This window comes from Endozoicomonas acroporae, assembly GCF_002864045.1.
GTDB lineage: Bacteria > Pseudomonadota > Gammaproteobacteria > Pseudomonadales > Endozoicomonadaceae > Endozoicomonas > Endozoicomonas acroporae.
In genome coordinates this window covers 103289-109288 of sequence record NZ_PJPV01000045.1, presented here as the reverse complement: position 1 = coordinate 109288, position 6000 = coordinate 103289, and the positions used below count along the sequence as shown (strand labels likewise).

General features: G+C 46.8%; 5 protein-coding genes. 3 read left to right on the top strand and 2 right to left on the bottom strand.

Annotated features, from left to right (window positions below; all coding sequences use genetic code 11):
• Positions 1-69: 69 nt before the first annotated feature.
• Positions 70-867 (top strand): IS1096 element passenger TnpR family protein, encoded by a 798-nt coding sequence (locus CX664_RS07625; RefSeq protein ID WP_101746159.1) that lies wholly within the window; start codon positions 70-72, stop codon positions 865-867.
• Positions 868-1081: 214 nt separating this feature from the next.
• Here CX664_RS07625 and CX664_RS07620 read toward each other — a convergent pair whose 3' ends face one another.
• The gene (locus CX664_RS07620; protein WP_101746158.1) at positions 1082-1558 is read right to left on the bottom strand and encodes a hypothetical protein; all 477 of its coding nucleotides are present in this window, start codon (positions 1556-1558) and stop codon (positions 1082-1084) included.
• A gap of 1407 nt (positions 1559-2965) precedes the next feature.
• Between CX664_RS07620 and CX664_RS07610 the strand changes: the two genes are divergently transcribed.
• Positions 2966-4162: a plasmid pRiA4b ORF-3 family protein gene (locus CX664_RS07610; RefSeq protein WP_244910635.1), complete on the top strand. Its 1197-nt coding sequence runs from the start codon at positions 2966-2968 to the stop codon at positions 4160-4162.
• Positions 4163-4345: 183 nt separating this feature from the next.
• Here CX664_RS07610 and cspE read toward each other — a convergent pair whose 3' ends face one another.
• Positions 4346-4558 carry a transcription antiterminator/RNA stability regulator CspE gene (cspE, locus tag CX664_RS07605; protein ID WP_163373036.1) on the bottom strand — a complete coding sequence of 71 codons (213 nt, stop codon included), beginning with the start codon at positions 4556-4558 and terminating at the stop codon, positions 4346-4348.
• A gap of 952 nt (positions 4559-5510) precedes the next feature.
• Between cspE and CX664_RS07600 the strand changes: the two genes are divergently transcribed.
• Complete coding sequence (locus tag CX664_RS07600; RefSeq protein ID WP_145999886.1) at positions 5511-5945, top strand: hypothetical protein; 435 nt, start codon at positions 5511-5513, stop codon at positions 5943-5945.
• Positions 5946-6000 lie beyond the last annotated feature (55 nt).

Below are 6000 nucleotides of genomic sequence, written 5' to 3'. Positions count from 1 at the left end.
GCAGACATCCTGAAATCCATATGAAACGGCGAAGAGCCGTATTTTTCCCTGCTGGACGCCTGGCTCACCATGGGCCATGCGAGCATTATTGGTGAAGATCTTGGCAGTCGTGATAGTCGTATCCTGGGTTGCGCTGGCGTTAACTTTCTAAGGCAGGGTTTATTCACAGAAGACCCTATCCAGACGCTGGGCCTTGAAGTTCTGCCGTCTCAACTGGGGGCATACAATGTAAGCCTGTTGAGACTGTTTGGCCTGGTCAAGCTTCAATGGCAGGACAGCCATCAGCTGAAACACCTGCAGTTCACTCCCCTCGGCGTGGTTCTCTTTAACCGGTTTCACAGATCCATAGACCTGGAAGGGCTGGCGATTCCCCGGGGTTGCGTGGATGAACTTTACGAAGTCGATGGTATGCAGAACGTGGTTCAACCTTGGCGAGAAGACATCCGGCAGTTGCTTCATCCACAAAAAGCCGACGCATTTAACAGCTATATCATCAATGCTTCACTGTTTGCCTATAAGTGCCGGCGAACCCTGATGGTGCCTGCCGAATCTACACTGGATCAACTGGCAAACGCGATTCTCAGTGCCTTTTCGTTCAGCAACCACAAGCTCTTCTACTTTTTTTGTGAAGATTGCTATGGTCACTCTTATCACATAGAACATCCATTGATACAACAGCCCGATGTGGATCATACCAACGACATCTGCCTTAAAGATCTGCCACTGGTACCAGGTGACCATCTGACGTTTATTTATGACCTCGACACTGAGTGGGAGTTTACACTCCAGATCGTCGATGGCGTGGATGAAATACCGAACAGTATTATGCTTACCGAAGCAAAAGGGGAAGCTCCCCGGGAGTACTGACCGAGGCTGGCATCGTGTCTTGCATTTTATAAAGAGCTTCGGGCTTACCAGATCGGCAGAACCTCCTGGCTTGTCCAGCAGCTGCGCAGTAGTACTTTACTTACCCACCCGTAATGGAACCTGATCATTTCCTCCTGTTAGCGGGTAAGTGTTTCCGGCTGGTATTCATAAAGACTGTCCATCAGACGAACCACGACAAAGAGCAGGTTATTGGTCAGAGCGATGGCGGGGATCCGTGCCGAATTGAAGCTGGCATAGTGAAGCACCTGATCATCCAGGTAATTAAGCAGTGCCACCGGGGTGCCGGACTCCATGCAACGCTGGACAAACCGATCATTGAGCGTTGAGGACAGTTTTGATGCCATCGGGCTTTCGGGGCTGAGCGACTTGAACTCAGCATCTCCAGCAAGGCCATTTTAGACTCCAGCCACCGGGTATCCTCTGGCTCCTGTGGGGCTTCGCCCAGGGTCCGGTGATAGACCAGAACGATATCAAAACAGAGATCCATAAACAGGTTAGCCATATCGACACTGTCTTCAGCAATAGCGTCTGACAGCACACCGTAGACGGCGTTATAAAGCTGACTCTGGTGGTTTTCAAAATGATCCAGCAGTCGGGTGCCCTGCTCTTCTGATAACGACCTTCCCCACTGCACAATATCATCCACATCTTGCCGGGTTAACGGTTTCATCTTGATTCTCCCCTCGCAAAACTATCTGCCATTCGCTGGCCAGCCAAAGGTTGATCGTTATGCTTGTTTTTTTGTTCAGGGTCAAGGGATGGATACCTGATCAGGCGGCGTTGCAGAAACGTCTTCAGAAAGGCCTGAAGAATAACGTGGCCGGGTCCTGATTATACCAATTCCACCTTCTAAATATGAACTGCGCAGCCATTTTGAACAGCTGGATCTTCGTTGGAATTCCTCGCAATAGCCCTGCTATTACTCGTCATTCCGCCTTGCCCAGCTGTCCAAAATGACTTGCTCGATCTCATATTTAGAAGGTGGAATTGGTATTATTCCATTCATCATAAAAGGCACGGCACCCGTTTTTCATACCGACGGACAGTGGCACAGCCGTCGACCCTATGATGGATAACTTTAGTCGTCCACTAATTCCGTGGATAACCCGGTGCACAACCCGTGGGATAATCAATGAAACAGGGGAAAAAGCAGAACAAAAACAGATTGTTTATTTTTTGAACAGCAGTGAATAACTCATCAAAACAAAAACCCCGCATAAAGCGAGGGCCGTAGAGAACGACCGGAGTCGTCAGGGGTTCCCGGGCATCCTGCTTGGTTTTTCGAGGCTTCCGTCGGTTCACATCACTGTGACACTGTAAGTAGTTAACCAAATGAAATCATATATTTCTGACTAAGTGGGCAGTCACTCTGCGGCGTTGCAACTCCGGTCACATAGCTACGGCTATGCTCCCTACGTTGCGCCTTGCATAGTAACTGCCCACTTAGCCAGAAATATACGATTCCATTTGGCCAACTACTTATAACCTCATCCTTGATGCTTCACTCAACTCAAGGTCTTAGCCTGTTTGTTGAGCCGGCTATTTTACGAACAGTGCCGTATCATCCTATCCGCTCAGATACGGAATACACTGCTTATTCCCCGTATCAATCAATAAAAAAACCTCGCCCGAAGCAAGGCTGCAAGTGCTGAAAAATCAGCCGTAAGCGGTTTTTATTATTATTGGGGTGGTATTTATTCTTAGCCAGAGAGTTAGTTTTTCTGTTCTTATTATCAGGCTCCGAAACAATCACTATCGACCTCGGCAATCACTCAATGGATAAGTACAGATTACGTATTTACCGAAACGAAAGAGTTGATCTGAGTCAACGAACCTTGGTTGACAATCGGATTGTCAAGGGGGAGTAAGCAGGTTGACCAAAATATAATTTGGTTGATACTGAAACCTTCATAAAGAATTTATAAAATATGAACTCGACCGCTTACCGGATGGCTTTTCTGACCTGCTTTACTGAAGTGACTTTTACTAAGCTATAACTTTCTGTGAACCCGCTCCCACTGTGCTTTCGCTGAACTCATCAACATGCTGGTTGGCAATGGAAATAAAATTGAACGCAATGATATTTGAAACCAAAACGACGGAAGCCATAGCGGCTTTCACCCTGTCTGACCTCCAGCAGATATTTATCCGGGATGTTGATGTTTTTTTGGACTACCTGGTTAAAAACCCGGTTCCTTTATCGAAAAACAAGAATCTGCCTCCGATTAAATGGGCTCAGTCACTTAACAGCCTTCTGTCAAAGCCAGAAATGCTGACCTTGCAACGACCAATGCTCCCTCATTATGCACAAATCATGGGGCTATTACTGTTGGTTCGCAGCTCAAGTCTTGCCAGCCTTCAGCCGGACAGCAGGGGGAATGCAGAACTCCATATCAATGAAACCCTGTACCAGCAGTGGCAGGGAATGAATGATATTGAGCGGTATTTTTCCTTGCTTGAAGCATGGATTAATCGAGGCTATGCCATGAGTGTCGGGGAGCGCATCAGTTCTATGGATGATCGTTTTCTGCCCGGGTTTATGATGATTTTCGGCGACAATGACCTTTGGCAAGGCAAAGCTGTTAATGATCCCGGCTTCTGGTTGCGCAGGGGTAAGGCATTCAATATGTCCATTCTCAAAATGACCGGACTGGCCGAGTTTCACCTTGAGGATAACAATCGGAAAATCCATTCTCTGAAATTAACATCCTGGGGGCAGTTGTTTTTAAGCACTTGTCGGCAAGGGTTTATGGATTCACTGAAAAGCGGCGAATATGAAGACGATGATGAGCAAATCAACCTGCTACCTGCGATAAAGGCAGTTCGGCCAGATTTTCAACGCACCTTTGAGCAGCCGGAACCGGTTATTGCTGCCAGTTATGTACTGTCAGTCGCTTTGGGAAATGAGTGTACCCGTACACTGAAAATATCGGCTAACCATCTGCTTGATGACCTGGCGGAAGCCATCCTTGACGCCTTTGATTTTGATAATGATCACCTTTATCACTTTCAGTATCTGAATGAATTTGGTGCGGACCGAAAAATTGCTCATCCGGCTGTCGATGACTGCGACGGCTCTACCTATAAAACCCGGCTGAGTCATCTTCATCCGGTTTCCGGAATGAAAATAACGTTTGTATTTGATTATGGTGATTACTGGGAGTTCAACATCGTTGTCATGTACGGCAGTGAAGAGACTACTTCGGAGATCATGGTCACCGAACGCAAAGGCGAAGCTCCGGAACAGTACCCGGATTATGAGGATATCTACTGATCAGAGCGCTTTTTCCAGATCGGGTTCTGGAAAACCGGGGGCGGGTCTTGATCTTTGAATGTCTAAAACCTCCTCCCTTTTTCTTTTTTGAAAAGCACAAAAAAAGGGCAGTGCCCGAAAGCACCGCCCTTCTTCACCTCACCTTACGTGAGGTTAGAGGCTACAACATTGCAGCCCCGACCATTACAGTGGTCGAATATCTTCAGCCTGAGGACCTTTCTGGCCCTGAGTGATGGTGAATTCAACTCGCTGGCCTTCTGCCAGAGTCTTGAAGCCATCACCTATGATTTGACGGAAGTGTGCAAACACATCTGGTCCGCCATTTTCCTGGGCGATGAAACCAAAACCTTTCTCGTCATTGAACCACTTAACAGTACCGGTAGTAGACATAGTCATATCCTGAATTTTAATAATAAATTTCGCCTTGCAAGAAGGCGGTAAAGCTAGAAGTTTCTTATTTTTTATGAAGAGTGCTAATGAAGAATATGACGGGTTACTACACCCGGAACATCAAATCTATGCATAACAAATAAATCACACTTTTAAGTAGTTGGCCAAATGGAATCGTATATTTCTGGCTAAGTGGGCAGTTACTATGCAAGGCGCAACGTAGGGAGCATAGCCGTAGCTATGTGACCGGAGTTGCAACGCCGCAGAGTGACTGACAACTTAGTCAGAAATATATGATTTCATTTGGTTAACTACTTAACGTCCGGCCATTATACAGAGCAATGTCCTGATAACTATGGGTGCTTACATTAATTACACGACACAAGATACTCATCCATTTGTGTATAGATGCTTAACAATGAATCTCTACTTGATGTTCTGGAGGACGCCGCTTCGTTCAGACATGTTACCAGTCACCAGACAAGGCACTTGACCGTAACCGGCGAAATCAGGAGCAGGTCGGAAACCGGGGTCGGGAAACCGGGGTCGGGTCTTGATTCTTGAATTCTTGTAAGAGAAAACTCGATTCTCAAATATCCTGCTTGAGAAAAAGTATCACTACCCAAAGCAGATCCGGTTAAATCCCAGGGTGGTAGCTTCATATCCACTATAGTTTAGTCTTATTGACTCTTCAGAACTACCAGTCTTGAGAATATTCTTGTCTGATATAGAAAGGGAATTAATATCTGGAACTTCGTCCTCATTTTTGATACTTGCTAAACTATCGTACATCTGATGCGACTGCCCTGGGTTAAATCCTGATATTCGATAGTTATAATTTCATCCGAACATGCTGGGCATCGACGTATCGCCCATGGGTACCTTTTGTTGGGCTGGCTATATCGTCACTTATGAATGCAAAGAGGGTCAGCTATTTGCCAGGTCAATGAATTTAGGCGTGTTTCAAGATGAACCATTAGTCAATGGCATGAAACCGGACCCGCTGCCGGAGTGTGATGATCTGACGCTGGCTTTAATGTTTGGCCGCTGTTACACCGATGTGTGGCTGCCTCTTGAATATACCGGTGAGATACTTCTTGGCAATGACTGGGTTGGCAGATTGGGGCCTGGCCATCATGCCACTCCCCGGACAGTTGAGTACAACGAGATCAAGAAGGTTATGTTCGCAAAAGGCAAGATTCAGCAGATAACGGATGTCTCGGACCAGTATGCAGAAGAGCGGCAAACCCTGATCAAAGCGGAAGAAGAAAAGTGGAAAAAAGAGCGGAAGGTAGAAGAGCGCCGAAAACAAAGAATGCTTTTAAAGCGAAAGCTTGTAGGGTTCTTCACCAGGAAGAGACAGCCAATGGCGACACATCGGAATGATTTGTGACGTTTGAGGCTGTTGCCCTGCCCCCGGTCAGGATAAACCAGGTGGAGGGCTTTCC